The sequence below is a fragment of the Kitasatospora sp. NPDC101235 genome (genome assembly GCF_044767505.1).
GTDB lineage: Bacteria > Actinomycetota > Actinomycetes > Streptomycetales > Streptomycetaceae > Kitasatospora.
Window position 1 is genome coordinate 100,866 of record NZ_JBIWNZ010000007.1, and the last position, 26,077, is coordinate 126,942.

Consider the following 26,077-nt stretch of genomic DNA (forward strand, 5'->3'; position numbering starts at 1 on the left):
TGTTCGTCGTGTCGCCACCACGGTAGGGCAAAGGGCGGACGAAGCGTCAGAGGAACGTCTTCCCCTCGCCCCGGTACGTCGGCACGGTCCGCACGATCCGGTCGCCCTCGATCAGGTGCAGCTCGGCGAAGCGTTCGCACAGCTCGCCCGCCTTGGCGTGCCGGAACCAGACCCGGTCGCCGATCAGCAGGTCATCCGCGGCCGAGCCGAGCAGCGGGGTCTGCACCTCCCCGGCGCCCTCCATCGGGTCGTAGCGCAGTCCGGCCGGCAGGTAGGGCACCGGCGAGCGGTCCGGGCCGGCCGCCCCCGAGGCCGGGTAGCCGCCGCCGAGCACGGTCACCACGCCGAGGCCGGGGCGGCGCACCACCGGCTGGCCGAACAGCGCGGCCGGACGGCCCCGGAAGGAGCGGTAGTTGTCGAACAGCTGCGGCAGGTACAGCCCGGAGCCGGCGGCGACCTCGGTGACGGCGCGCTCGGCCACGGTGGACTCCACGCTGCCGGTGCCGCCCCCGTTGACGAACTCCAGGTCGGCCACCTGCCGCAGCCGCCGGACCGCCGCCGCACGCCGCTCGGCCAGCTCGGTCCGGGCCTTGGCCTGCATCAGCCGGATCAGCTGCGAGCGCACCGGCCGTCCGGGCACCCGGTCGCCCACCCCGGCGACGTGCCCCTCGTACGCCATCAGGCCGACCACCCGGAAGCCCCGGCGGCGCTGGACGAGTTCGGCGAAGGCGCCGAGGTCCTCGGGGGTGCGCAGCGGCGAGCGCCGGGCACCCACCCGGACCCGGCCGCCGAGCAGGTGCAGTGACGTGTCCAGCTCCAGGCAGACCCGCACCTCGGCGTCGCCTCCGCGGGCCGCGTCGATCAGGTCCAGCTGGGCCGGGTCGTCCAGGACGACGGTGATCTCGCGGGCGGCCTCCGGGTCGGCGGTCAGCTCGGCGAAGCCGGCCCGGTCGGCGGAGGGGTAGGCGAGCAGGACGTCGCGGATGCCGGTGCGGGCCAGCCAGAGCGACTCGTCCAGGGTGAAGCTCATCACCCCGAGGAAGCCGTCCACGGCCAGTGCCCGCTCCAGCAGCGCCCGGCAGCGGAGCGACTTGCTGGCCAGCCGGATCGGCTTGCCGCCCGCCCGGCGGACCAGGTCGGCGGCGTTCGCGTCGAACGCGGCGAGGTCCACGACGGCCACCGGCCCGTCCAGGTGGGCGGTGGCGCGGTCGTACCGGAGGCGGTCGGAGACCGGGGCGGGTGCGGTCGCGGGCGCGTCGAGGATCACCATGGGCGCAGGGTGCCACACCGCGCTACCGGTGGGTAGGCCCCGCGTGCAGGGAAATGGGGCGGCTCACGCGCGGTGGCATAGGGTCGGGCGGGTGGACCGCAAAGACTTCTCCAACCCGGCGTTCGTCGGCAAGAGCATCCCGAACCCCGGCTTCTCCGACGACGACGGCACCGCCGACCCGGCGCTCACCGATGCCCTCGCCCGCTGGTCGCAGGACCGCGCGGCCGAGCCGGAGGTGCTGGCGGCGCTGACCCCGACCCGTCTGATGGTTCCGATCGTCTCGATCCTCGGCGAGGTCGAGGTGAGCCCGGACGGGCACCGGCACGAGAAGACCAGCGACATGGCCGTCCCGGTGCTGGAGGCCCCGGACGGGCGCCGCGCGCTGCCGGCCTTCACGTCGCTGGAGTCGCTCGCCCGCTGGCGCGCCGACGCCCGCCCGGCGCCGACGGCGGCCCCGCAGGCCGCGATGGTGGCCTTCTCGGAGCGTGCCGACATCCTGCTGATCGACCCGGCCGGGCCGGTGCCGTTCCCGCTGGGCGGCGCCCGGCTGCGGGCGCTCGCGGAGAACCGTCCGTTCCTGCCGCCGGTCCGGGACCCGGAGGTGCGCGAGGCGGTCCGCGGGCTGCTGGCGGCCGAGCCGCAGGTGGTCACCGGGCTGCTGGTGGCTTCGGAGGGCTCGGACGGGGTGCTCGCGGTGGTGTTCGACCCGGCGCTGGACCAGGCGGGGCTGCAGGCGGCCGCGCAGCGGGTCGGGCAGGCGATGGCCGCCGATCCGGTGCTGCGGGTTCGGCTGGACCGGGGGCTGGACCTCGCGGTGCTGCCGGCGAGCACGGAGCTGCCGGAAGAGCCGCTCTACAAGCGGTAGAAAGCGGTCAGGGGCAGTGAACCATTTGGTTCACTGCCCCTGAGGCGCGTCCGGATCAGGAGTAGACCGGCCCGGTGAACTTCTCGCCCGGCCCCGCACCCGGGGCGTCCGGGACGATCGAGGCCTCGCGGAACGCGAGCTGGAGCGAGCGCAGCCCGTCCCGCAGCGGCGCGGCGTGGAAGTTGCTGATCTCCGGGGCGCCGGCGGTGACCAGCCCGGCCAGCGCGGTGATCAGCTTGCGGGCCTCGTCCAGGTCCTTGTCCTTCTCGCCGCCCTCGGCGAGACCGCACTTGACGGCCGCGGCGCTCATCAGGTGCACCGCGACGGTGGTGATCACCTCGACGGCCGGGACCTCGGCGATGTCGCGGGTGAGGTCGTCGAAGCCGATCGCGTCGTCGTCCGCGCCGGGGGTTTGGGTGGGCTCGCTGCTCAAGGGGGGCTCGTTCCATCGGGTCGGGTGTCCGTACCCATGGAGCGTACAAGGGCCCCATCCGCACCAGGACACGGCCGTAGTCGCACCGGACGCGGCCGCGCGGAGAGGCGGAATGGCGTTCGACGGCGCGACGCTGTAGGCTTCGAGACTGACCGGCCGGGATCCCGTATGGGCACCTGGCCAGCAAGTGGAGGCTCCACCGAGGAGGCCCGAGAGGGCAACCGCGAAAGTCTCCCACCTGATCGGCCTCACGGCCGACGGGTCCCGGTCCGCGACGGGCGCCCCTGGCGCCGAGTCGCCGCAGCGCCCCTCACCGGGCGCAGCCCCCGGTTGTGTGGAGCCCCGCTTGTACCGAGCGGGGCTTTTTTCGTGTGGCGGTGTACGTACCGGACAGCGCAGCACGAATGAAGCCCCGCCCAGTGGTCGAGTCCACTACGTGCGACCGCCGTCCGACGGCCGCATCGCAGAAGGTGCAACCGAGGAGGCCCCATCAGCACCGAGCCCCGCATCAACGACCGGATTCGCGTCCCCGAGGTGCGACTCGTCGGTCCCAGCGGCGAGCAGGTCGGCATCGTGCCGCTTGCCAAGGCGCTGGAGCTCGCGCAGGAGTACGACCTCGACCTGGTCGAGGTCGCGGCGACCGCCCGGCCGCCGGTGTGCAAGCTCATGGACTACGGCAAGTTCAAGTACGAGTCGGCCATGAAGGCCCGTGAGGCGCGCAAGAACCAGGCGCACACGGTCATCAAGGAGATGAAGCTCCGGCCGAAGATCGACCCGCACGACTATGACACCAAGAAGGGTCACGTCGTCCGGTTCCTCAAGCAGGGCGACAAGGTCAAGATCACGATCATGTTCCGCGGTCGTGAGCAGTCCCGCCCCGAGCTGGGCTTCCGTCTGCTTCAGCGGCTCGCCGACGACGTCCAGGATCTGGGCTTCGTCGAGTCCTCGCCCAAGCAGGACGGCCGTAACATGATCATGGTTCTTGGCCCGCACAAGAAGAAGACCGAGGCGATGGCCGAGGCCCGCGCCCTCGCGGACGCCCGCAAGGCCGAGCGTCAGGGCCGCACCGTCGGCTCCGACGCCCCTGCGGAGACCGAGGAGCAGGACGCCGTGACCGAGGCGCAGGACGCCCCGGCCGAGGCGCCGGCCGTCGAGGCCGACGCTCCGGTCGAGCAGCCGGCCGCCTCCCAGGGCGCCTGAGCCCTCACCGGCCAGGAGGCCCGGGAGACCGGCCCACAGGGTGACGGGGCACCCCGCCCGGTCACCGCAGATCCATCCAGTTCACGCCCGCGTGGCAACCGCCGCGCGGGCGTGGACGGGACCGACGAGGAGATACGGCGAAATGCCGAAGCAGAAGACGCACAGTGGCGCCAGCAAGCGCTTCAAGATCAGTGGCTCTGGCAAGGTGCTGCGCGAGCGCGCCGGCCGCCGCCACCTCCTGGAGCACAAGCCCTCGACGCTGACCCGCAAGCTGGCCGGGACGATCGAGCTGGCCCCCGCTGACGCCAAGAAGATCAAGAAGCTTCTCGGCAAGTGATCGCCCTCCCGCCCGGCGCGAGCCGCGAGCGGGGCAGCTGATCCTTCCCGACCCATTCGAATGACGGACCACGTGAAGTAGTCCGTGGTCCAACCCAAGGAGTAATCAAGTGGCACGCGTCAAGCGGGCAGTCAACGCCCACAAGAAGCGCCGGGTCATCCTGGAGCGCGCCAGCGGCTACCGTGGCCAGCGTTCGCGCCTGTACCGCAAGGCCAAGGAGCAGGTCACCCACTCGCTGGTCTACAACTTCAACGACCGCAAGAAGCGCAAGGGCGACTTCCGTCAGCTGTGGATCCAGCGCATCAACGCTGCGGCCCGTGCCAACGGCATCACCTACAACCGCTTCGTGCAGGGCCTGAAGGCCGCCAGCGTCGAGATCGACCGCAAGATGCTGGCCGACCTGGCCGTCAACGACCCGGGTGCGTTCGCCTCCCTGGTCGAGGTCGCCCAGAAGGCGCTGCCGGCCGACGTGAACGCCCCGAAGGCCGCCGCCGACGCCGCCTGATCTTCCGAGATCGGTTGAGCTCTGACCGGACCCGCAGGTTCGCCTGCGGGTCCGGTCCTGCTTTGCCCCCTCCTTCAGCGCCTCCGGAGAACGAGACCATGCCGAGCACCGACACCCCCCTGCTGACCTCCCTGCGCTCGCCGCGCGTCGTCGCCGCCCGCCGGCTGGCCAAGCGCAACCAGCGCACCAAGGAGCGCCGCTTCCTGGCCGAAGGCCCGCAGGCCGTCCGGGAGGCCGTCGCCTTCGGCAGGCTGCCGGGCACCGGCGAGCACGCCGTGGTCGAGGTCTACGTGGGCCTGGAGGCCGCCGAGCGGCACGCGGACATCGTCGAGGACGCCCTGGCCGCGGGGCTGCCGGTGCTGACCGCCACCGACGAGGTGATCGCCGGGATCTGCGACACGGTGACCCCGCAGGGCATCGTGGCGCTCTGCCGCTTCATCGACACCCCGTTCGCCGAGGTGCTCAAGGCCCGGCCGAAGCTGGTGGCGGTCCTCGCCCACGTGCGCGACCCCGGGAACGCCGGGACGGTGCTGCGCACCGCCGACGCGGCCGGCGCGGACGCCGTGGTGCTCACCGACGCCTCGGTGGACCTCTACAACCCGAAGGCCGTCCGGGCCTCCGTGGGCAGCCTGTTCCACCTGCCGGTGGCGGTCGGCGTCCCGGTCGAGGAGGCCGTCGGGAAGCTGCGCGAGGCCGGCGTCCGGGTGCTCGCCGCGGACGGTGCGGGGGAGCGCGACCTGGACCAGGAGCTGGACGAGGGCACCCTGGGCGCGCCCGGCGCATGGGTGTTCGGCAACGAGGCGTGGGGGCTTCCGGAGGAGACCCGCGCGCTCACCGACGAGGTCGTGCGCGTCCCGATCCACGGCCACGCCGAGAGCCTCAACCTGGCCACCGCGGCCGCCGTCTGCCTGTACGCCTCGGCCCGCGCCCAGCGTTCGCCCGGCGGCTGCCGCTCGAACGCCTGACGCACCAGGGGGCGCACCGGGATCACCCCGTTACAAGCCCTACTGCGGGCGCGTGCGAGGCGCTAGGGTCTGCGTCGGTGGGGGGAACGGCACGGTGGGTAATCGGGGAGGCAACCCATGGTCGGCAGCGGGCCCGAGCTCGACCCGGACGACCTGCCGGACGGCCTGGTGGTCGCCGACGCGCTGGGCCGGGTGGTCTGCTTCAACCGGGCCGCGGCCCGGCTCACCGGCGTGCTTCCGCAGGCCGCGCTCGGCAGCGGGCTGGAGGACGTCCTCCCGCTGGAGGACCTGGACGGCCGCCGCTGGTGGCAGCTGACCGACCCGTACGGCGGCCTGGCCATCCGCACCCGCCAGCCGGAGCGCAACCTGCTGCTGCCCGGCGGGCGCGAGGTGCTGGTCTCCGCCCGTTACGTGCGCAGCGTGCCGGGCGGCCCGCTGGAGCGCCTGGTGATCGCCCTGCGCGGCACCGAGGCCCGGCGCCGCACCGAGCGCAGCCACGCCGAGCTGATCGCGACCGTGGCGCACGAGCTGCGTTCCCCGCTGACCAGCGTCAAGGGCTTCACGGCGACCCTGCTGGCCAAGTGGGAGCGGTTCACCGACGGGCAGAAGCGGCTGATGCTGGAGACCGTGGACGCCGACGCCGACCGGGTCACCCGGCTGATCGCCGAACTGCTGGACATCTCCCGGATCGACTCCGGCCGGCTGGAACTGCGCAAGCAGGTGGTCGACCTGGCCGCGGCGGTGCGTCGGCACGTCGAGCGCAAGGTCGCCACCGGCATCCCCGAGGAGCGCTTCGACATCCGGATCGGCGGGCCGCTGACCGTGCTGTGGGCCGACCCGGACAAGGTCGACCAGGTGCTCGCCAACCTGCTGGAAAATGCGGTGCGGCACGGCGAGGGAACTGTCACGATCGAGGTGGCACCGGCCAAGGAGGTCGTCGAGGCGCCCGTCTGGGAGCGCAACGGCACCCCGCCCCGCATCGTGGAAGGCACAGCGGTCACCGTGAGCGACGAAGGAAGCGGCATCCCCGAGGAGTCGATGCCGCGCGTCTTCACCCGCTTCTGGCGCGGCTCCAAGCGTGGCGGCACGGGCCTGGGCCTCTACATCGTCAAGGGCATCGTGGAGGCCCACGGCGGCTCGATCCGCGTCGACCGCGCGCCCGGCGGCGGCGCCCGGTTCCGATTTATCCTGCCCGCCGGGGTGCCCGACTTCATGCTCTGAAGGAGCATGCACGACCAGCAGAGCATGCTGTGGTCGGGGCCCGGGCGGGCTTGACGGCAGCGGCGCTACGCGCTGCGACTACACTCGACCTTTGGCGTTGCGCAACGCCCTGTGCGGCTGTGCCGCGGACACTACTCCCCGTTAGCCCTTCGGTCTCCCCGCGAGCCGTCCGGTGAACGGAGATCGACTGCCCGCGCCCCGGCCCCGCCGGGCGTGACGCGTTGGGCCCCTCCTGCCCGATGGCGGGCAAGGAGGGAGAGCCCCACACACCTGAGCACGGACGAGCAGGAGCACGGGAAAGATAGAGATGTCGGCACCCAACAAGTCGTACGACCCGGTCGAGGTCGAGGCCCTCAAGCCCGAGGTGGTGGAGCAGGCGCGGGACGAGGCGGTCGCCGCCTTCGCCGCCGCCGGCTCCCTGGATGAGCTGAAGCAGGCCAAGGTCGCCCACACCGGCGACCGCTCCGCGCTCTCGCTCGCCAACCGCGAGATCGGCGCCCTGCCCCCGCACGCCAAGGCGGCCGCCGGAAAGCTGATCGGCCAGGCCCGCGGGGCTGTCAACCAGGCCCTCGCCAAGCGGCAGGCCGAGCTGGAGGCGGAGCGCGATGCCCGCGTGCTGGTCGAGGAGGCGGTGGACGTCACGCTGCCGTACGACCGCGCCCCGCGCGGCGCCCGGCACCCGCTGACCACCATGGCCGAGCGCATCGAGGACACCTTCGTCGCGATGGGCTACCAGGTCGCCGAGGGCCCCGAGGTCGAGGCCGAGTGGCTCAACTTCGACGCCCTCAACCTGGGCCCGGACCACCCGGCCCGCTCGATGCAGGACACCTTCTTCGTCCAGGCCCCGGACGGCTCGGCCGACTCCGGCGTGGTGCTGCGCACCCAGACCTCCCCGGTCCAGGCCCGCACGATGCTCGACCGCGAGCCCCCCATCTACGTGGTCTGCCCGGGCCGGGTCTACCGGACCGACGAGCTGGACGCCACCCACACCCCGGTCTTCCGCCAGGTCGAGGGCCTCGCGGTGGACGAGGGCATCACCTTCGCCGACCTCAAGGGCACCATCGAGGTGCTGGTCGAGAAGCTGATCGGCGGCGGCCTGGAGCTGCGCTGGCGCCCGTCGTACTTCCCGTTCACCGAGCCGAGCGCGGAGATCGACCTCCAGTGCTTCGTGTGCCGCGGTGCGAGCGTCGGCAATCCGGACCGGCCGTGCCGGACCTGCTCCTCCGAGGGCTGGATCGAGCTCGGCGGCTGCGGCGTGGTCAACCCGCGGGTGCTGGTCGCCTGCGGCGTCGACCCCAACCGCTACAGCGGCTTCGCCTTCGGCCTGGGCCTGGAGCGGATCCTGATGAATCGTCACAACGTCGCCGACATGCGCGACATGGTCGAGGGTGACGTCCGCTTCACCCTCCCGTTCGGGATGGAGATCTGATGCGCGTCCCGCTTTCCTGGCTGCGCGAGTACGTCGACCTGCCGGCCGGCGAGACCGGCCGTGATGTCGCGGAGCGCTTGGTCCGGGCCGGCCTGGAGGTCGAGACCGTCGAGCAGCTCGGCGCGGACCTCAAGGGCCCGCTGGTGGTCGGCGAGGTGCTCTCCATCGAGGAGCTGTCCGGCTTCAAGAAGCCGATCCGGCACTGCTTCGTGAACGTCGGCGACGCCAACGGCACCGGCGAGCCGCAGGAGATCGTCTGCGGTGCGACCAACTTCGCCGTCGGCGACAAGGTCGTGGTCGTGCTCCCGGGCGCGGTGCTGCCCGGCCCGTTCCCGATCTCGGCCCGCAAGACCTACGGCCAGACCTCGGCCGGCATGATCTGCTCCGCCCGCGAGCTGGGCATGGGCGACGACCACAACGGCATCATCGTGCTCCCGCCGGAGTTCGAGCCCGGCACCGACGCCATCGAGCTGCTCCAGCTCGTCGACGAGGTGCTCGACATCGCCGTCACCCCGGACCGCGGCTACTGCCTGTCCATGCGCGGCGTGGCCCGCGAGGCCGCCGCCGCCTACGGGCTGCCGCTGGCCGACCCGGCGCTGCTCGACGTGCCCCCGGCGAACTCCTTCGGCTACCTGGTGAAGGTCGGCGACCAGGCCGGCTGCGACCGCTTCGTGGCCCGTACGGTCATCGGCGTCGACCCGAACGCCAAGTCCCCGATCTGGCTGCAGCGCAGGCTCCAGAAGTCGGGCATCCGCCCGATCTCGCTGACCGTCGACATCACCAACTACGTGATGCTGGAGGTCGGCCAGCCGCTGCACGCCTACGACAAGCAGCGTGTGGACGGTCCGATCACGGTCCGCCGGGCGGAGCAGGGCGAGGCCCTCACCACCCTCGACGGTGTCGAGCGCAAGCTCTCCGCCGAGGACCTGCTGATCTGCGACAACAGCGGCCCGATCGGCCTGGCCGGCGTGATGGGCGGCGCCTCCACCGAGATCCTCGACCCGGCCGCCGGCCCGGGCACCACCGAGGTGATCATCGAGGCGGCGCACTTCGACCCGGTCGCCATCGCCCGCAGCGCCAAGCGGCACAAGCTGCCCTCCGAGGCGTCCAAGCGCTTCGAGCGCGGCGTCGACCCGGAGGCCGCCCGCGCCGCCGCGCAGCGCGCCGTCGACCTGCTGGTCCTGATCGCCGGCGGCACCGCCGAGGCCGGGGTCACCGACATCGCCGCCCCGCACCCGGTGCGCACCATCACCATCGCCGCCGACCTGCCCGACCGGGTGGCCGGCACCGCGTACGGCCGCGAGACCGTCACCCGGCGCCTCCAGGAGATCGGCTGCTCGGTCGCCGGCGCCGACGTCCTGGAGGTCACCCCGCCGACCTGGCGCCCCGACCTCACCGACCCGTACGACCTCGCCGAGGAGGTCATCCGGCTGGAGGGCTACGACAACGTCCCCGCCCGGATGCCCGACGTGCCCCCGGGCAAGGGCCTGACCGAGGCCCAGCGGGTGAACCGCCGGATCGGCGTTGCGCTGGCCGGCGCCGGCTACGTCGAGGTCAACAACTACCCGTTCCTCGGCGAGGCCGCCTTCGAGGCGCTCGGCCTGGAGACGGACGACCGGCGCCGCCGCACGGTGAAGCTGGTCAACCCGCTGAACGACGAGGAGCCGGCGCTGCGCACCACGCTGCTGCCGGGTCTGCTCGGCGCGCTGCGCCGCAACGTCGGCCGGGGCAACACCGACCTGGCGATCTTCGAGACCGGCACCGTCTTCCTGCCCAAGGACGAGCTGAGCGTGGCCCCGCGTCCGGCGGTCGACCACCGGCCCAGCGACGAGGAGCTGGCCGCGCTGGACGCCGCGCTGCCGGACCAGCCGCGCCGGATCGCCGTCGCCCTCGCGGGCGAGCGGCTGCCGTCGGGCTGGTGGGGCAAGGGCGCACAGGCCTCCTGGGCGGACGCCGTCGAGGCGGCTCGCACGGTGGCCCGCGCGGCCGGCGTCGAGCTGACCGTCCGCCAGGGCCGGCTGGCGCCGTGGCACCCGGGCCGCTGCGCCGAGCTGCTGGTGGCCGGCACCGACCGGGTGGTCGGCCACGCCGGTGAGCTGCACCCGCGGGTGGTCAAGGCGCTCGGGTTGCCGGCCCGTACCGCCGCGATGGAGATCGACGTCGACCTGCTCACCGCCGACGGCGCCGAGCGGGTCAGCGGCCCGGCCGTCTCCGGCTTCCCGGTGGCGACCCAGGACGTCGCGCTGATCGTCGACACCGCCGTCCCGGCCGCCGACGTCGAGGCCGCGCTGCGGGCCGGCGCGGGCGAGCTGCTGGAGGCCATCCGGCTGTTCGACGTGTTCACCGGCGAGCAGGTCGGCGAGGGCAAGAAGTCGCTGGCGTACGCGCTGCGCTTCCGCGCGGTCGACCGCACCCTGACCGCCGACGAGGCGACCGCCGCCCGTGAGGCGGCCGTCGCCGAGGCCGTCGCCCGCACCGGCGCGGTGCTGCGCGGCGCCTGAGCCGCCGGCACGTCGCAGGGCCTGAAGGGCCCCGCCCGGACCATCCCGGTCCGGGCGGGGCCCTTTGCCTTTCCTTGGGTTGACGACCCGTCACCAGGCCCACTTAACTCATTAACTATGGAACTAGATAAAGGTGCGGACCAGCCCTCCCCGATCGAGTTCCGCCTGGACCCGGCCTCCGGTGTCCCGACCTACCTGCAACTCGTGCAGCAGGTCGAACAGGCGTTGCGGATGGGCTGGTTGGCCGAGGGGGACCGGTTGCCCCGGGTGCGCGAGGTGGTCGCCGGGCTGGCGATCAACCCCAACACCGTGCTCAAGGCCTACCGGGAGCTGGAGCACCGTGGCCTGGCGGTCGGCCGACGCGGACAGGGCACCTTCGTGCGCGGGCTGCCCGCCGGAGTGGTGCCGCTGCGCGAACGGGCCGCGCTGCGGCGGGGGTTGTTGGACTGGATGCGCTCGGCGCGGACCGCCGGGCTGGACGAGGGGGGGATGGTCGCGGTGTTCGAGGACGCGCTGCGCGACCTGCGCGAGGGCCGCGACGGGGTGGTGGCGTGATGGCCGCGGACACGGTGATCGACTGCGGTGGGATCGGCAAGCGCTACCGTCGCTCCTGGGCGCTGCGGGACTGTCACCTCGCCATCCCGGCCGGGCACGTGGTGGCCCTGGTCGGCCCGAACGGAGCCGGCAAGACCACGCTGCTCAGCCTGGCCGCCGGTCTGACCCTGCCCAGCGAGGGCGCGATGACCGTCCTCGGTGGCCAACTCCCCGGCTCGCCGCGGGCCCTGGACCGGATCGGCTTCGTCGCCCAGAACGCCGCGCTCTACCCCGGCCTGCCCGTGCGCGACCTGCTCGCGATGGGCCGCCACCTCAACCGGCGCTGGGACGACGTCCGGGCGCGCGACCACCTGGACGGCCTCGGCATCCCGCTGGAGCGCAAGTACGGCCGGCTCTCCGGCGGCCAGCAGGCCCAGGTCTCGCTCGCCCTGGCCCTCGCCAAGCGGCCCGAACTCCTGCTCCTGGACGAGCCGTTGGCCGCGCTCGACCCGCTCGCCCGGCATGACTTCATGGCCGTGCTGCTCACCGCGGTGGCCGAGGACGGCCTCTCGGTGGTGTTCTCCTCGCACGCCGTCAACGAGCTGGAGCAGAGCTGCGACTACCTGGTGGTGCTGGCCGGCGGCCGGGTCCAGGTGACCGGGGAGGTGGACGACCTGCTGGGCGGCCACCGGATGCTCACCGGCCCGACCGCCGAGGCGGACGCGGTCGCCGAGCGCCTGGCGGTGGTCCGCGACCGCCGGGCCGGCGCCCAGTCCCACCTGCTGGTGCGCACCGGCGGCGTGGACGCGCCGGTCTCCGACGGCTGGCGCCAACAGCGCGTCGGCCTGGAGGAGTTGGTGCTCGCCTACCTCCGCGAGCCGACCGCCTCCGCCCTGCCCGGCCCGCGCGGCGCCGTCGTCAAGAACCAGAAGGTACTGTCGTGAGCTCGACCGCCCTCGCCCCGCCCCGCTCCGCCGTGCTGCGGGCCGCCGGGCTGCGCCACCGGCCCGCGCTGCTGACCCTGCTCGCCGTGATGGGCGCGATCTCCCTCGCCCTCCTGGTGCACGGCTGGTACCTGCACACCGGCCTGGACCGTACCGGAGCGGCCACCTGCGACCCGGCCGACGACGCCTGCATGGCCAAGTACAAGCAGTTCCTGCGGCAGTACGGCAACGGCATGCCGGAGCTCGACGCAGTGCTCTACGTTCTCGGCGGCGCCTTCGGTGCCTTCCTCGGCGGCCCGCTGCTGGCGCGGGAGTTCGAGCACGGCACGGTCCGCTTCGCCTGGACCCAGGGCGCCGGGCGAACCCGCTGGACGGCGGGCGGTCTGGTCATGGGCGGCGCGGTGCTGGTCGTCGTGGCGGCGTTGTTCGGGCTGCTGCTGCGCTGGTGGAGTGAGCCGCTGACGCTCGGGGAAGGGGGGTTCAGCCCGGAGATCTTCGTGCAGGCGCCGCCGGTGCTGGTCGGTCGGGTGCTGGTGGCGTTCGGGGTCGCGGCGCTGGCCGGCGCGGTGTTGCGCCGCACCGTGATCGCGGTGGGCGTCGGCCTGGCGGCCTCGGTCGCGCTGCCCTTCCTCGCCCACGCGGTGCGCTCGCACTACATGACCCCGCTGGAGGAGCCGATGCACTCCATGGTGCGCATGGCGCTGGACGACCGCTGGGTGCTGAGCGTCTGGTTCTCCGACCCGGCCGGGAACCGGATCCCCGACGACCAGTTCTACAACCTCGGTGACTACGCGCACCTCCAGTCCCTGGTGCGCGACGGCGGCTACACCGCCCACGAGGTGTACCAGCCGGCGGACCGGTTCTGGCCGTTCCAGCTCATCGAGTTCGGCTGGACGACCCTGCTCGCCGTGGCGCTGTGCGCGGCGGCGGTCTGGTGGGTGCGGCGCCGGGCGGCCTGACCCGGGCCGTTTGCAGTTTTTTGAAGTGCTTTTGTCAAAACCCTTGCAGGGGCCGGGTTCCGGGGCGTTTCCTTCTTGTTAGGAAGGTTTCCTAACCCACCGAGGAACCGGAGCGTCCCCATGCGCCCTCAGCCCCGTCGTGCCCTCCGCACAGCCCTCGCCGCCGCCCTGGTGGCCGCGCCCCTCACCGTCGCGGCCACCTCGGCCGCCCAGGCCGCACCCGCGTCCGCAACCTCCGTCCAGCTCACGGGCGTCGGCCTCGACGACCCGCACAAGAAGGACATCGCGATGCAGCTGGTGTCCAGCGCGGAGAACTCGTCGCTGGACTGGAAGGCCCAGTACAAGTACATCGAGGACATCAAGGACGGCCGCGGCTACACCGCCGGCATCATCGGCTTCTGTTCCGGCACCGGCGACATGCTGGAGCTGGTCCAGCACTACACCGACCTCAAGCCCGGCAACGTCCTGGCCAAGTACCTGCCGGCCCTGAAGAAGGTCAACGGCACCGACTCGCACGCCGGCCTCGGCTCCGCGTTCGAGAAGGACTGGGCCACCGCCGCCAAGGACACCGTCTTCCAGCAGGCCCAGAACGACGAGCGCGACCGGGTGTACTTCAACCCCGCCGTCAAGCAGGCCAAGAGCGACGGCCTGCGCGCGCTCGGCCAGTTCGCCTACTACGACGCCATCGTCATGCACGGCCCGGGCAACAGCTCGGACAGCTTCGGCGGCATCCGCGCCGCCGCCATGAAGAAGGCCAAGACCCCCGCCCAGGGCGGCGACGAGGCCACCTACCTCAAGGCCTTCCTGGACGCCCGCAAGGTGGTCATGAAGAAGGAGGAGGCGCACTCCGACACCAGCCGGGTCGACACCGAGCAGCTGGTCTTCCTCAACGCCAGGAACTTCGACCTCAACCCGCCGCTGAAGTGGAAGGTCTACGGCGACAGCTACACCATCAACAGCTGACACCGGGACGGGCGAAAGGGCCCGGTGGCCGGTTCACGGCCGCCGGGCCCCGCCGTTCGGGTGCGCCGCCGGTGTCAGGCGCTCGCGGTGTAGTCGTAGAAGCCCCGGCCGGACTTGCGCCCCAGCAGGCCCGCGTCGACCATCCGGGAGAGCAGCGGGGGAGCGGCGTACAGCGGCTCCTTGTACTCGTCGTACATCGACTCGGCGATCGAGACGATGGTGTCCAGGCCGATCAGGTCGCACAGCCGCAGCGGGCCCATCGGGTGGGCGCAGCCGGCCTCCATGCCCTTGTCGATGTCGGAGGCGGTGGCCACGCCCGACTCGAACATCCGCACCGCGGACAGCAGGTACGGCACCAGCAGCGCGTTGACCACGAAGCCGGCCCGGTCGCGGGCGCGGATCGGCTCCTTGCCGAGCACCTGGGATGCGAAGGCCTCGACCCGCTCGGTGGTGGTCGCCGAGGTGGTCAGGGTCGGGATGACCTCGACCAGCTTCTGCACCGGCGCCGGGTTGAAGAAGTGCAGGCCGATGACCTGCTCCGGGCGGGTGGTGGCGGCGGCCAGCTTCACGATCGGGATCGAGGAGGTGTTGGAGGCGAGGATCGCGTCGCGGCGCTCGACCACCCGGTCCAGGGTCTCGAAGATCCTGACCTTGATGTCCTCGCGCTCGGCGACGGCCTCGACCACCAGGTCGCGGTCGGCGAAGTCGGACAGCTCGACGGTGAAGGACAGCCGGGCCAGCGCCTCGTCCCGCTGCTCGGGGGACAGCTTGCCCCGCTTGACCGCCGTCTCCAGGGAGTTGGTCAGCCGGGTGCGGCCGAACTCCAGCGCCTCACCGCTGGCCTCCGACACCAGGACGTCCAGCCCGGCCCGGGCGAAGACCTCGGCGATGCCCGACCCCATCAGGCCGCAGCCGATCACTCCGACGCGCGCGATGTCAGTCACTCAGTTGCCCTTCGGTGGTGCTGGGGGTCGCCCAGCTACGGGTGGCCCAGCGAGCTGCTGGACAACGGGCCGGTGGACCGGAATGGGTGCACCGGTCACCGCCCCGACGACGTTACTACTCCGTACCGGCCAGTAGGTCACCCCCTCCCCGGCGGGGTGCCACGGTCGGTGATCCCCCGAACGAGTGAGGCGACGCCCCGGACCCGTGTGCCCGGGGCCGACTCCGCCCGGCGGCCGACAGAATGCCGCAGACGGGGGCCGGGGCGGAATCGGACAGGGCCGGGGACGCGAAGGGAGCACGGGGTGTCGACGGGATCGCTCGCAGGGCAGGTCGCCCTGATCACCGGCGCCGGCCGGGGCATCGGCCGGGAGGTCGCCATCGGTCTGGCCGCCGAGGGGATGCTCGTCGGCCTGGTCGGCCGCACCCACGAGACGCTCAGCGGCACCCTCAAGGACTGCGCCAAGCGTGGCTCCCGGGGCGTCGCCGTGACCGCCGACGTCACCCGCCCCGGCTCGGTGCGCGAGGCGGTCCGGGTGGTCGAGCGCGACCTCGGGCCGATCGACCTCCTGATCAACAACGCCGGCCTGGTCGACCGCGCCGAGGTGCCGCTCTGGGAGACCGACGTCAACCAGTGGTGGCAGGTGATCGAGACCAACCTGCGTGGTCCCTACAACCTGCTGCACGGCGTGCTGCCGGGCATGGTCGCCCGCCGGCGCGGCCGGGTGGTCAACCTCAACTCCGGCTTCGCGCTGCGCCCGGACGGCAACTACACGGCGTACGCCACCTCCAAGGGCGCGCTGCTCCAGCTCTCCGACAACATCGCGGACTCGCTCGCCCGCAACGGCGTCGTCATCCTCGACATCAGCCCGGGCGCGGTGGCCACCGACATGACCGCCGGGATGCCGATGTTCGAGGGCACCAAGACCTGGGGTTCCATCCCGTACATGGTCGCGGTCACCGTGGACGCCGCCCGCGGCCGCTTCGACGGGCTGCACGGGCGGTTCATCCACGCCGGCCGGGACGACCTGGAGGAGCTGGTCAACCAGGCCGACGCGATCCGTGCCGCGGACGCCCGCACGCTGCGGCTGCGCCCGTACAAGGACGACGATCCGATGGTCTGATCATGCACTCAGGCGCAGAGCTGGCTGGCGGTCACCGGCTTGAGCCCCGCCTTCGCCAGGCCGTCCAGGACGGCGGGCAGCGCGTCCACCGTGCACTGGTGCCCCATGTGCAGGGCCACCACCGAGCCGCCGCGCACCGAGTTCAGCACCCGGCGCTGCAACTCGGCGGCCGGAGGGTCGTTGTAGTCGCGCGGGTCGACGTCGAAGGACAGCACGTGCTCGTACCCGACCGCCCTGGCCTGCTCGCGCACCATCGGGGTGGCGTACTGCGTGGCGGACGGGCGGAACCAGCGGCCGATCGATCCGGTGAGCCGCTGCAGGCGCTCCGCGCACTGGGCGATCTCGGCGCGCGCCTGGTCCGGCGGCATGGCCGAGATGTCGAGGTGGTTCTGGGTGTGGTTGCCCAGCTCGTGGCCGCCGTCCAGGATCCGCCGGGCCATCTGCGGCTGCTGGTCGAGCCAGCTGCCGACGACCATCACGGTCAGCTTGGCACCGCGCTGCTCGGCGATCTCCAGCAGGGCGGTGGCCAGCTTCGGGTCGCCACTGCCGTGGAAGGTGAGCGCCACGTTCCGGCCGGTGCGCGGCCCGTACGCGACCTCCGCGGGGGTGCCGGGCGCGAGCGGCGGCAGCACGGGCGGGGCCGGCGGGACGGAGGGCTGGGCGGCGGCCGGGGTCGGCTCGGCGTCGGGCTGGGGCTCGGCCGGGCCGGTGGGCGCGGGGGAGGCCGGGTCCTCGGCGCCGTTCCAGGCGGGGTCGGTGGTGTGCTGCGGGTCCACGGTGCCGGGGTGCGCGGCGAGCGCCCCCGGGTCGGCCCGGCGGCGCGCTTCGGGGCCGCAGGCGGCGAGCAGGCCGCCGGTGGCGGCGACGGCGGCGAGCCTGGCGGTGGTCCGCAGTACGGTGCGGCGGTCGGCAGTCATCGGCAGCCAGCATAGAGAGGACGGTCCCGGCGGGCGATCCGGTACGACCGGCCGCACCAGCCTTGACGTGCACACAATCCGTCGCCGGGTGTTGCGTAAACCTGAACTCCCGCTGTTTCCGCGGTGTGTCCTTGGATACGATCACCGCGCACCAGGGGTCGACGGGCGATAGCCGGACTCTTCCGGCACGGCGCATTGGGGGCGGACAGGATGTACGAGGACAGCGCGACGGGCGACCGGACCACGGACGCCGTGTGGGACTGGGCCAGAGCCGACGACTGGCAGCCGCCGAGCGAGCTGGACACCGGCGTCCCGCACACCGCCCGCATGTACGACTACTACCTCGGCGGCAAGGACAACTTCGAGGCCGACCGCACGGCCGCCCGGGCCGCGATATCCGCCTACCCCGCGCTGCCGTTGCTGGCCCGCACCAACCGGCAGTTCCTCGGCCGCGCCGTCGAGTTCGTGGCGAGCCGGGGCGTGCGCCAGTTCGTCGACATCGGCACCGGCATCCCGACGGTCGGCTCCACCAGCGAGGTCGCCCAGCGGGTCGCCCCGGACGCCCGGGTGGTGTACGTGGACAACGACCCGATCGTCGCCACCCACGCCCGCGCCCTGCTGGCGAGCCACCCCGCCGGGCACACCTCGGTGATCGAGGCCGACCTGCGCGACCCGGCCGCGATCCTCGGCCACCCCGCGCTGGCCGGCGCCGTCGACCTCTCCCAGCCGGTCGCGCTGATGCTGGTCGCCGTCCTGCACTTCATCCGCGACGAGGAGGGCGCGCAGCAGGTCGTCCGCACCCTGCGCGACGCGCTCGCCCCCGGCAGCGCGCTGATCCTCTCCCACGGCAGCCCGGACTTCGCCTCCCGCGAGAGCGCCGCCGAGGGCACCCGCATCTACCGCAGCGCCAGCGCCCCGCTCGTGCTGCGCCCGCGGTCCGGCGTCGAACCGTTCTTCGGCGACTTCGAGTTCGCCGGCCCCGGGCTCGTCCAGCTCCCGCTCTGGCGCCCCACCGCAGGCCACGTCCCCACCGCCGAACTCCCCGAGGGCTGGCAGGACGTCTCGGCGTACGCCGGCGTCGCCTTCAAGAAGTAGCCACCCGCGCGTCCGGCCCCGGCGCCTCCCTCCTACGCCGGGGCCGGACCGTCGAAGCCTACGGATACCCACTGACAACCCCTCACCGCCGTGGCTACCCTGCGGTGTGACCACCGCCGCCCTGCCGCCGCTGCCCCCCGACGTCGCCGAACTGCTGCGGGCCGTCGACGCCCCGCCCCGCCTGGTCGCCCACCTCGCCCTGGTGCACGAGGTGGCCGAGGAGATCGCCGGGTTCTGCACCCGTGAGGGCCTGGTCTTCGACCGCGAGGCCGTCCGCTACGGTGCCGCCACCCACGACATCGGCAAGACCGTCCACCCCGAAGAGCTCTCCGCGCCCGGCTCCCTGCACGAGGCCGCCGGACACGCCCTGCTGCTCGCCCGCGGCGTCCCCGAACACCTCGCCCACTTCGCCCGCAGCCACGCGAGCTGGGACGGACCCGGCGTCACCGTCGAGTCACTGCTGGTCAGCCTGGCCGACAAGGCCTGGAAGAACAAGCGGGTCCAGGACCTGGAGGACCGGGTGGTCGACCGCCTCGCCGCCGCCACCGGACGGGAGCGCTGGGAGGCCTTCCTCGCCCTGGACGACCTGCTCACCCGGATCGGCGAGGACGCCCCGAGGCGGCTCGCCGTCCAGGCCGCCCACCCGGTGCGCACCGGCTGAAATTGCCACGACACGGCGGCCCGGCCGGTGTTAGCTTCCGCGGCATGGAACCCCTGAGTGAGAACGAGATCCGCGCGTCCTTCGTCAACTGCTCCAAGGGCGAGGCCCGCCGGCTCAACCTGCCCCGGGGGCTGGCCGACCTGCCCTGGGAGCACCTGGACTTCCTCGGCTGGCGGGACCAGGGCGCGCCCGACCGGGCGTACCTGGTGGCGCCGTACGGGGGCGAGCCGGTCGGCGTGACGCTGCGCTCGCCGGTGATCCGGCGCAGCCTGACCAAGACCAACGTGTGCTCGCTGTGCATCACCGCGCACGCCGGGTCGGGGGTCGCGCTGCTCGCCGCCCGCCGGGCCGGGGCGGCCGGGCGCGAGGGCAACACGGTCGGCACCTACATCTGCGCCGACCTCGCCTGCTCGCTCTACGTGCGCGGGCTGAAGAAGTCCACGCTGGTGACCCGGCCCGACGAGTCGCTGCCGCTGGAGCTGCAGATCGACCGCACGGTGGGCAACCTCGGCGGCTTCCTCGACAAGGTGCTCGCCACCGCGGCCGCGTAACGGCCCCGCTCCGCTCAGTGCCCGCGCAGCTGGTCCAGCTCGCGGCGCTCCCGCTTGGTCGGCCGCCCGGCCCCGCGGTCCCGCGTCCCGGCCGCCGCGACGAACTCGCGCGGCGGCCGCGGCGGACTGGTGTCGACCAGGCACTCCGCCGCGACCGCGGCGCCGACCCGCTTGCGGATCAGCTTCTGCACCACCACGACCCGCTCGTAGCCCTCCTCGCGGACCCGGACCTCGTCCCCGGGCTTCAGCGCCTGGGCGGGCTTGGCCCGCTCGCCGTTCACCCGGACGTGTCCGGCCCGGCAGGCGGCCGCCGCCAGCGCACGTGTCCTGACCAACCGGACCGACCAGATCCAGCTGTCCACCCGCACGCTTCCCTCGTGTTCAGCCATCCTCGGAGCCTACGCCGCGCGCGGCGTCTCCTGGACCGCCCAGCCGTTGCCGTCCGGGTCGTTGAAGAACACGAAGTTGTTCCACGCCTCGCCGTGCCCGTCCACCCGGCCTCCTGCCACGAAGTGCTGGACCGGGCTGACCTGCACGCCCCGCGCCACCAGCTCGGCGTGCGCCTTCTCGATGTCAGGCACCGCCAACTGGAGGCCCTTCACCGATCCGGGCGGCGAGTCGATCACCCCCTTGCCCACCACGATCGAGCAGGGCGAGCCGGGGGGAGTCAGCTGAACCACCCGGGTCCCGTCCCGCAGCAGGGTGTCGTGGTCGACGGTGAACCCGGCCTGTTCCTCGTAGAAGAGCTTCGAGCGGTTCACGTCCGACACCGGGATCACCACGACTTCGAGTTTCCAGTCCATCGCCCTCACCTCACTCGGTCGGACTCTTCCAGTATCCGGCCGCAACGGCTCCCGGAGGCCGTCGGATAGCCTGAGAACACGATGAATCCGCAGACCACGCCCGCCGCGTCCCCGCCGGACACCTCCATGGCCACCCCGTGGGGCACCTTCGACCTCACCCGCTTTCCGGTGGACCCGCGCGAGCGGCTGCGGGCCTGGGACGCCGCCGACGAGTACCTGCTGCGCCACCTCGCGGGCGAGGCCGACAGCGCGGCCGGCGCGGCGACGGAGCTGGCCGGTCGCACGGTCGCCGTCCTCGGTGACCGCTGGGGCGCGCTGACCACCGCGCTCGCCGAGTACCGGCCGGTCCAGATCACCGACTCCCACCTCGGCCGGCAGGCCACCCTGGCCAACCTGGCCCGAGCCGGCGCCGCCGTCGACGAGGCCCGACTGCTCTCCACGCAGGACGCCCCGCCGGAGCGGATCGACGTGCTGCTGGTGCGCGTCCCCAAGAGCCTGGCCCTGCTGGAGGACCAGCTGCACCGGCTCGCCCCCGCCGTCCACGACGGCACCGTGGTGATCGGCACCGGCATGGTCACCGAGATCCACACCTCCACCCTCCAGCTCTTCGAGCGGATCCTCGGCCCGACCCGCACCTCGCTGGCCGTCCGCAAGGCCCGGCTGATCTTCTGCACCCCCGACCCGGGGCTCGACCCCGGCCCCAATCCGTGGCCGCACCGCTACGCGCTGCCGTCGGACATCGGCCCCGCCTCCGGCCGGACCGTCGTCAACCACGCGGGCACCTTCTGCGCCGAGCGGCTCGACATCGGCACCCGCTTCTTCCTCGCCCACCTGCCCGTCCCGGCCCCGGGTGCCCGGGTGGTGGACCTCGGCTGCGGCAACGGCGTGGTCGGTACGGCCGCCGCACTGGCCGGGCCCGGCGCGGAGCTGGTGTTCGTGGACGAGTCGCACCAGGCGGTGGCCTCCGCCGAGGAGACCTTCCGCACCAACCTGGGCCCGCAGTCCCCGGCCGAGTTCCTGACCGCCGACGCCCTGGCCCCGGACGCGATCGCCACCGGCTCGGTGGACCTGGTGCTCAACAACCCGCCGTTCCACTCCCACCAGGCCACCACCGACGCCACCGCCTGGCGGATGTTCACCGGCGCCAAGCGGGCGCTGCGGCCGGGCGGGGAGCTCTGGGTGGTCGGCAACCGACACCTCGGGTACCACGTCAAGCTGCGCCGCCTCTTCGGCAACTGCCAACTCGTCGCCGGGAACCCCAAGTTCGTGGTGCTGCGGGCCGTCAAGCGCTGACCTGGGCGCCCTCGCCCCAGCGGGATCCGGCACGGACTCCTTGCATGAATTTTCCGTCACGCGTATATTCATGCCAAGACAAAGGAGGAACGCCATGGCATTGCGAGTCGCCGTCGCCGGCGCGAGCGGTTACGCGGGCGGCGAGGTGCTGCGCCTGCTGCTCGGCCACCCGGAGGTGGAGATCGGGGCGCTGACCGGAGGCTCGAACGCGGGCACCAGGCTGGGCGCGCTCCAGCCGCACCTCCTCCCGCTCGCCGACCGCGTCCTCGAAGCCACCACCCCCGAGGTGCTGGCCGACCACGACGTGGTGTTCCTGGCGCTGCCGCACGGCCAGTCCGCCGCCGTCGCCGAGGAGCTCGGCCCGAACGTCCTGGTGATCGACTGCGGCGCCGACTTCCGGCTCAAGGCCGCGGCCGACTGGGAGCAGTTCTACGGCTCCGCCCACGCCGGCACCTGGCCCTACGGCCTGCCCGAACTCCCCGGCCACCGCGCCGCGTTGAAGGGCAGCAACCGGATCGCCGTGCCCGGCTGCTACCCGACGGCCGTCTCCCTGGCGCTGTTCCCCGCGTACGCCGCGCAGCTCGCCGAGCCGGAGGCCGTGGTGGTCGCCGCCTCGGGCACCTCCGGCGCCGGCAAGGCCGCCAAGCCGCACCTGCTGGGCAGCGAGGTGATGGGCAGCGTCAGCCCGTACGGCGTCGGCGGCGTCCACCGGCACACCCCGGAGATGGCGCAGAACCTCACCCCGCTCGCGGGCGAGCCGGTCATCGTCTCCTTCACCCCCACCCTCGTCCCGATGCCGCGCGGCATCCTCGCCACCTGCTCGGCCAAGGCCAGGCCCGGGGTGACCGCGCAGAGCCTGCGCGCCGCCTACACCGAGGCGTTCGCGGACGAGCCCTTCGTCCACCTGCTGCCCGAGGGGCAGTGGCCGCAGACCAGCAGCGTCTACGGTGCCAACACCGCCCTGGTCCAGGTCGCCCTGGACGCCGCCGCCGGGCGGATCATCGCGATCAGCGCGATCGACAACCTCGTCAAGGGCACCGCCGGCGGCGCGGTGCAGAGCATGAACATCGCCCTGGGGCTGCCCGAGGAGCTCGGCCTCCCCGTGAACGGAGTCGCACCGTGAGCAAGAGCACGAACGTCGGCGTGACCGCCGCCAAGGGCTTCCGGGCCGCCGGAGTGACCGCCGGCATCAAGGCCTCCGGCACCCCCGACCTCGCCCTGGTGGTCAACGACGGCCCCTCGCTCGCCGCGGCCGGTGTCTTCACCGCCAACCGGGTCAAGGCCGCACCGGTGCTCTGGTCCGAGCAGGTGCTCAAGGGCGGCCAGGTCTCCGCCGTCGTCCTCAACTCCGGTGGCGCCAACGCCTGCACCGGCCCGCTCGGCTTCCAGGACACCCACGCCACCGCGGAGAAGGTGGCCGCGGAGCTGGGGCTCAACGCGGGCGAGGTCGCCGTCGCCTCCACCGGCCTGATCGGCGTGCGGCTGCCGATGGACCTCCTGCTGCCCGGGGTCGCGCTGGCCGCGGGCGAGCTCGCCGAGGCCGGCGGCGAGGCCGCCGCGATCGCCATCAAGACCACCGACACCGTGCACAAGACCGCCCAGTACACCAGTCCGGCCGGCTGGACGGTCGGCGGCATGGCCAAGGGCGCGGGGATGCTCGCCCCGAGCCTCGCCACCATGCTGGTCGTCCTCACCACCGACGCCGACCTGGACAGTGCCGCCCTGGACGCCGCGCTGCGCGGCGCCACCCGCACCACCTTCGACCGGATCGACTCCGACGGCTGCATGTCGACCAACGACACCGTGCTGCTGCTCGCCTCCGCCGCCTCCGGCATCGCCCCGGAGCAGGCCGAGTTCGCCGAGGCCGTCCGTACGGTCAGCGCCGACCTGGCCCGCCAGCTGATCGGCGACGCGGAGGGCGCGAGCAAGGAGATCCGGATCGATGTCACCGGTGCCGCCACCGAGGACGAGGCGGTCGAGGTCGCCCGGACGATCAGCCGCAACAACCTGCTCAAGTGCGCCATCCACGGCGAGGACCCCAACTGGGGCCGGGTGCTGGCCGCGATCGGCACCACCTCCGCGGCCTTCGACCCGAACGAGCTGGACGTCGCCATCAACGGCGTCTGGGTCTGCAGGGCCGGCGGCGTGGGCGAGGACCGCGACCTGGTGGACATGAAGGGCCGCGAGGTCGTCATCACCGCGAACCTCAACGCCGGTACGGCGAGCGCCTCGCTGTGGACCAACGACCTGACGGCCGACTACGTGCACGAGAACAGCGCCTACTCGACCTGATCCGCGCCACTTCGTCCACGCCCACCCGAGCCGCGACACCCTGATCAGCGACACCCCGAGCCGCCAGACCCCGAGCCGCGACACCCTGACCCGCGACATCCGTTCCGACGAGGGAATCCCGTGCAGATCGCACCCAAGGGCGAACAGGCCCGCAACAACACCGCGTTGCCCAAGGCCATGACGCTGATCGAGGCGCTGCCGTGGCTGGAGCGCTTCCACGGCAAGACCATCGTGATCAAGTTCGGCGGCAACGCGATGGTGGACGAAAGCCTCAAGGCGGCCTTCGCCCAGGACGTGGTCTTCCTCCGCTACGCCGGTCTGCACCCCGTCGTGGTGCACGGCGGCGGCCCCCAGATCAGTGCCCAACTCGACCGGCTGGGCCTGGAGTCGAACTTCACCAACGGCCTGCGGGTCACCACCCCGGAAACCATGGACGTGGTCCGGATGGTGCTGGCCGGCCAGGTGCAGCGCGAGCTGGTCGGCCTGCTCAACGAGCACGGCCCGTTCGCGGTCGGCATGACCGGCGAGGACGCCCACACCATGACGGCGGTCAAGCGCTACGCGGTGGTGGACGGCGAGCAGGTCGACATCGGCCTGGTCGGCGACATCGTCAACATCGAGGCCGGCGCGGTGAAGGCGCTGATCGCCGACGGCCGCATCCCGGTCATCTCCTCGATCGCCCGCGGCGCCGACGGCCACGTCTACAACATCAACGCCGACACGGCCGCCTCCGCCCTCGCGGTCGCGCTGGGCGCCGAGATGCTCGTCGTCCTCACCGACGTCGAGGGCCTCTACAAGGACTGGCCGAACTCCGACGACGTGATCAGCCAGCTCACCGCGAGCGAGCTGGACCTGCTGCTGCCCGGCCTGGCCAGCGGCATGCTCCCCAAGATGGAGGGCTGCCTGCGCGCCGTCCGTTCCGGCGTGGGTACCGCCCGCGTGCTGGACGGCCGGGTCCAGCACAGCCTGCTGCTGGAGATCTTCACCGACGAGGGCATCGGCACGATGGTCGTGCCGGACGACGAACCGACCGTGACCGGGGGACTGGCATGACTGGCGCGACGCACAACGAGCAGCTCACCGAGCGGTGGCAGCACTCCTTCACCGACAACTACGGCACCCCCCGCATCCCGCTGGTGCGCGGCGAGGGCAGCAAGCTCTGGGACGCCGACGGCAAGGAGTACACCGACCTGCTCGGCGGCATCGCCGTCAACGCCCTGGGCACCGCCCACCCGGCCGTCGTCGAGGCCGTGAGCAGGCAGATCGCCACCCTCGGCCACGTCTCCAACCTCTTCATGGCCGAGCCCACCATCGCCCTCGCCGAGCGGCTGCTGGAGCTGGACGGGCGGCCGGGCGGCCGGGTGTTCTTCTGCAACTCCGGCGCCGAGGCCAACGAGGCCGCCTTCAAGATCAGCCGGCGGACCGGCCGTACCCACCTGGTCGCCCTCCAGGGCGCGTTCCACGGCCGCACCATGGGAGCCCTCGCGCTCACTGGCCAGCCCGCCAAGCAGGACCCGTTCCGCCCGCTGCCCGGCGACGTCACCCACGTCCCGTTCGGCGACGTCGAGGCGCTGCGCGCGGCCGTCACCACCGAGACCGCCGCGGTGTTCCTGGAGCCCGTCCAGGGCGAGAACGGCGCCGTCCCGCTGCCCGAGGGCTACCTGACGGCGGCCCGCGAGATCAGCCGGGCCACCGGCACCCTGCTGGTCCTGGACGAGATCCAGACCGGCGTCGGCCGCACCGGCCACTGGTACGCCCACCAGGCGTACGAGGGTGTGGAGCCGGACGTGGTCACCCTGGCCAAGGCGCTCGGCGGCGGCCTGCCGATGGGCGCGGTGCTCGCCTTCGGGCCGGCCGCGGAGCTGCTCACCCCCGGCCAGCACGGCACCACCTTCGGCGGCAACCCGGTGGCCGCCGCGGCCGGGCTCGCGGTGCTGGACACCATCGCGTCCGAGGGCCTGCTGGAGCACGTCCGCAAGCTCGGCGAGCGGCTGCGGCACGGCGTCGAGGCCCTCGGCGACCCGCTGGTCTCGCACGTGCGCGGGGCGGGCCTGCTGCTCGGCATCGTGCTCACCGAGCCGGTCTCGGCCAAGGTCCAGGCCGCCGCGCAGGAGGCGGGCTACCTGGTCAACGCGGCCGTCCCGGACGCCGTCCGGCTGGCCCCGCCGCTGGTGCTGACCGAGCAGGAGGCGGACGCGTTCCTGGCCGCGTTGCCGGGCATCCTCCGGACGGTGCGCGAGAGCGCCCCGGCCGATGCGAGTTGACCGTCGTCC

27 protein-coding genes are annotated in these 26,077 nt (G+C 73.0%); 21 read left to right on the forward strand and 6 right to left on the reverse strand.

Annotation, left to right across the window (positions count from 1 at the left end; translation table 11 throughout):
- Nucleotides 1-46: 46 nt before the first annotated feature.
- Entirely contained in the window at nt 47-1,270 is a 1,224-nt protein-coding gene (locus ACIRRH_RS14215; protein ID WP_403066439.1) for an amino acid deaminase/aldolase, read from the reverse strand.
- 91 nt (nt 1,271-1,361) lie between these two features.
- Between ACIRRH_RS14215 and ACIRRH_RS14220 the strand changes: the two genes are divergently transcribed.
- Entirely contained in the window at nt 1,362-2,135 is a 774-nt protein-coding gene (locus ACIRRH_RS14220) for an SseB family protein (RefSeq protein ID WP_403066441.1), read from the forward strand.
- Nucleotides 2,136-2,190: 55 nt separating this feature from the next.
- On the opposite strand, the gene ACIRRH_RS14225 is transcribed toward ACIRRH_RS14220, so the two are convergent.
- Nucleotides 2,191-2,568, reverse strand: a complete 378-nt coding sequence (locus ACIRRH_RS14225) for a DUF1844 domain-containing protein (protein WP_224281591.1) — start codon at nt 2,566-2,568, stop codon at nt 2,191-2,193.
- A 489-nt stretch (nt 2,569-3,057) separates the two neighbouring features.
- Between ACIRRH_RS14225 and infC the strand changes: the two genes are divergently transcribed.
- From infC to ACIRRH_RS14280, 11 genes are all read left to right on the forward strand, one after another.
- Nucleotides 3,058-3,768, forward strand: a complete 711-nt coding sequence (gene infC, locus ACIRRH_RS14230) for a translation initiation factor IF-3 (RefSeq protein WP_403066831.1) — start codon at nt 3,058-3,060, stop codon at nt 3,766-3,768.
- Between the two features lie 142 nt (nt 3,769-3,910).
- Nucleotides 3,911-4,105, forward strand: a complete 195-nt coding sequence (gene rpmI, locus ACIRRH_RS14235) for a 50S ribosomal protein L35 (protein ID WP_045701618.1) — start codon at nt 3,911-3,913, stop codon at nt 4,103-4,105.
- Nucleotides 4,106-4,214: 109 nt separating this feature from the next.
- Nucleotides 4,215-4,610 carry a 50S ribosomal protein L20 gene (rplT, locus tag ACIRRH_RS14240; protein ID WP_030055649.1) on the forward strand — a complete coding sequence of 132 codons (396 nt, stop codon included), beginning with the start codon at nt 4,215-4,217 and terminating at the stop codon, nt 4,608-4,610.
- A gap of 98 nt (nt 4,611-4,708) precedes the next feature.
- Nucleotides 4,709-5,575, forward strand: a complete 867-nt coding sequence (locus ACIRRH_RS14245) for a TrmH family RNA methyltransferase (RefSeq protein WP_403066443.1) — start codon at nt 4,709-4,711, stop codon at nt 5,573-5,575.
- Between the two features lie 117 nt (nt 5,576-5,692).
- Entirely contained in the window at nt 5,693-6,796 is a 1,104-nt protein-coding gene (locus ACIRRH_RS14250; protein ID WP_224281593.1) for an ATP-binding protein, read from the forward strand.
- Nucleotides 6,797-7,103: 307 nt separating this feature from the next.
- Nucleotides 7,104-8,225, forward strand: coding sequence for a phenylalanine--tRNA ligase subunit alpha (pheS, locus tag ACIRRH_RS14255; protein WP_224281594.1), 1,122 nt, complete (start codon nt 7,104-7,106; stop codon nt 8,223-8,225).
- Complete coding sequence (gene pheT, locus ACIRRH_RS14260; protein ID WP_403066446.1) at nt 8,225-10,726, forward strand: phenylalanine--tRNA ligase subunit beta; 2,502 nt, start codon at nt 8,225-8,227, stop codon at nt 10,724-10,726. Before pheS ends, pheT begins: the two co-directional genes overlap by 1 nt.
- 117 nt (nt 10,727-10,843) lie before the next feature.
- On the forward strand, nt 10,844-11,281 hold the full coding sequence (locus tag ACIRRH_RS14265; protein ID WP_363385241.1) for a GntR family transcriptional regulator: 438 nt from the start codon (nt 10,844-10,846) through the stop codon (nt 11,279-11,281).
- The gene (locus tag ACIRRH_RS14270; RefSeq protein WP_403066448.1) at nt 11,281-12,204 is read left to right on the forward strand and encodes an ATP-binding cassette domain-containing protein; all 924 of its coding nucleotides are present in this window, start codon (nt 11,281-11,283) and stop codon (nt 12,202-12,204) included. The genes ACIRRH_RS14265 and ACIRRH_RS14270 overlap by 1 nt, the downstream gene beginning before the upstream one ends.
- Nucleotides 12,201-13,163, forward strand: a complete 963-nt coding sequence (locus tag ACIRRH_RS14275) for a hypothetical protein (RefSeq protein ID WP_403066450.1) — start codon at nt 12,201-12,203, stop codon at nt 13,161-13,163. Before ACIRRH_RS14270 ends, ACIRRH_RS14275 begins: the two co-directional genes overlap by 4 nt.
- A gap of 120 nt (nt 13,164-13,283) precedes the next feature.
- The gene (locus ACIRRH_RS14280; protein ID WP_403066452.1) at nt 13,284-14,126 is read left to right on the forward strand and encodes a chitosanase; all 843 of its coding nucleotides are present in this window, start codon (nt 13,284-13,286) and stop codon (nt 14,124-14,126) included.
- Between the two features lie 74 nt (nt 14,127-14,200).
- Here ACIRRH_RS14280 and ACIRRH_RS14285 read toward each other — a convergent pair whose 3' ends face one another.
- A complete protein-coding gene (locus tag ACIRRH_RS14285) occupies nt 14,201-15,070 on the reverse strand; it encodes a 3-hydroxybutyryl-CoA dehydrogenase (protein ID WP_380768536.1) in 870 nt (289 codons plus the stop codon).
- A gap of 303 nt (nt 15,071-15,373) precedes the next feature.
- Here ACIRRH_RS14285 and ACIRRH_RS14290 point away from each other — a divergent pair, with 303 nt between their 5' ends.
- A complete protein-coding gene (locus ACIRRH_RS14290) occupies nt 15,374-16,192 on the forward strand; it encodes an SDR family oxidoreductase (RefSeq protein WP_363385227.1) in 819 nt (272 codons plus the stop codon).
- 8 nt (nt 16,193-16,200) lie between these two features.
- Here ACIRRH_RS14290 and ACIRRH_RS14295 read toward each other — a convergent pair whose 3' ends face one another.
- Nucleotides 16,201-17,109, reverse strand: coding sequence for a polysaccharide deacetylase family protein (locus ACIRRH_RS14295; protein ID WP_403066455.1), 909 nt, complete (start codon nt 17,107-17,109; stop codon nt 16,201-16,203).
- A gap of 210 nt (nt 17,110-17,319) precedes the next feature.
- Here ACIRRH_RS14295 and ACIRRH_RS14300 point away from each other — a divergent pair, with 210 nt between their 5' ends.
- The 3 genes from ACIRRH_RS14300 (at nt 17,320) to ACIRRH_RS14310 (ending at nt 19,416) form a co-directional block, all read left to right on the forward strand.
- Nucleotides 17,320-18,204, forward strand: a complete 885-nt coding sequence (locus tag ACIRRH_RS14300; RefSeq protein WP_403066457.1) for an SAM-dependent methyltransferase — start codon at nt 17,320-17,322, stop codon at nt 18,202-18,204.
- A gap of 106 nt (nt 18,205-18,310) precedes the next feature.
- Nucleotides 18,311-18,865, forward strand: a complete 555-nt coding sequence (locus ACIRRH_RS14305) for an HD domain-containing protein (RefSeq protein WP_403066459.1) — start codon at nt 18,311-18,313, stop codon at nt 18,863-18,865.
- 44 nt (nt 18,866-18,909) lie between these two features.
- The gene (locus ACIRRH_RS14310) at nt 18,910-19,416 is read left to right on the forward strand and encodes an FBP domain-containing protein (protein ID WP_403066461.1); all 507 of its coding nucleotides are present in this window, start codon (nt 18,910-18,912) and stop codon (nt 19,414-19,416) included.
- A gap of 14 nt (nt 19,417-19,430) precedes the next feature.
- Here the strand turns inward: ACIRRH_RS14310 and ACIRRH_RS14315 are convergent, their stop codons facing one another.
- On the reverse strand, nt 19,431-19,805 hold the full coding sequence (locus ACIRRH_RS14315; RefSeq protein WP_403066463.1) for an RNA-binding S4 domain-containing protein: 375 nt from the start codon (nt 19,803-19,805) through the stop codon (nt 19,431-19,433).
- A gap of 9 nt (nt 19,806-19,814) precedes the next feature.
- Entirely contained in the window at nt 19,815-20,219 is a 405-nt protein-coding gene (locus ACIRRH_RS14320; protein ID WP_403066465.1) for a VOC family protein, read from the reverse strand.
- 126 nt (nt 20,220-20,345) lie between these two features.
- Between ACIRRH_RS14320 and ACIRRH_RS14325 the strand changes: the two genes are divergently transcribed.
- From ACIRRH_RS14325 to ACIRRH_RS14345, 5 genes are all read left to right on the forward strand, one after another.
- Nucleotides 20,346-21,512, forward strand: coding sequence for a methyltransferase (locus tag ACIRRH_RS14325; RefSeq protein WP_403066833.1), 1,167 nt, complete (start codon nt 20,346-20,348; stop codon nt 21,510-21,512).
- A 94-nt stretch (nt 21,513-21,606) separates the two neighbouring features.
- Complete coding sequence (argC, locus tag ACIRRH_RS14330) at nt 21,607-22,635, forward strand: N-acetyl-gamma-glutamyl-phosphate reductase (RefSeq protein WP_403066467.1); 1,029 nt, start codon at nt 21,607-21,609, stop codon at nt 22,633-22,635.
- On the forward strand, nt 22,632-23,804 hold the full coding sequence (gene argJ / locus ACIRRH_RS14335; protein ID WP_403066469.1) for a bifunctional glutamate N-acetyltransferase/amino-acid acetyltransferase ArgJ: 1,173 nt from the start codon (nt 22,632-22,634) through the stop codon (nt 23,802-23,804). Before argC ends, argJ begins: the two co-directional genes overlap by 4 nt.
- Before the next feature lie 177 nt (nt 23,805-23,981).
- Nucleotides 23,982-24,857: an acetylglutamate kinase gene (gene argB, locus ACIRRH_RS14340; RefSeq protein ID WP_403066835.1), complete on the forward strand. Its 876-nt coding sequence runs from the start codon at nt 23,982-23,984 to the stop codon at nt 24,855-24,857.
- Nucleotides 24,854-26,068, forward strand: a complete 1,215-nt coding sequence (locus tag ACIRRH_RS14345; protein ID WP_403066471.1) for an acetylornithine transaminase — start codon at nt 24,854-24,856, stop codon at nt 26,066-26,068. Before argB ends, ACIRRH_RS14345 begins: the two co-directional genes overlap by 4 nt.
- The last annotated feature ends 9 nt before the right edge of the window (nt 26,069-26,077 follow it).